Below are 572 nucleotides of genomic sequence, written 5' to 3'. Positions count from 1 at the left end.
GGAGGCGGCAGCCTGACCGACCAGCATGCCCAGGCCGTCTGAAACTTCGGCCGCGTCGTTGCTTTGGGCAAAGTTCAAAAATGTCTGCGCCGCGTCGCCGTAAACCATATCGTAGGCAAGGCGGCAGTTGCGGAAAATTTCAGGGCTGACGGCAGGAAGCTGACCGCTCAAGCCGCCGGACGTGCCGTTGATGATGATATCAAAACCGCCGTTCAAATCCGCCATCGGGACGGCTTCAATGCCGAAAAGCCGCGCCAATTCCTCGGCTTTGGCATGGGTACGGTTGGCAATGACGATACGGGCAGGGCGGTGTTCTTTCAAAACCGGAATCACGCCGCGCACCGCGCCGCCTGCACCCAAAAGCAAAATGGTTTTGCCTTCAATGGCAATGTTTTTAACCTGCGTGATGTCGTTGGCCAAACCGATACCGTCGGTATTGTCGCCGCGTATTCTGCCGTCTTCCAACCACACCAGCGTATTGACCGCGCCGGCAGCCAAGGCGCGGTCGGAATGTTCGTCCGCCAGCGCAAAAGCTTCCTGCTTGAACGGAACGGTTACATTCGCACCTTGCC

General features: G+C 58.0%; 1 protein-coding gene. It reads right to left on the bottom strand.

The features are described 5' to 3' along the window. Positions 1–572: shikimate dehydrogenase (aroE, locus tag ACTHUR_RS16545; RefSeq protein ID WP_440399771.1), on the bottom strand; the 572-nt coding region annotated here is incomplete at both ends.

Source organism: Neisseria sp. P0021.S007, from assembly GCF_051956855.1.
This window is presented reverse-complemented; position numbering and strand designations above follow the sequence as displayed.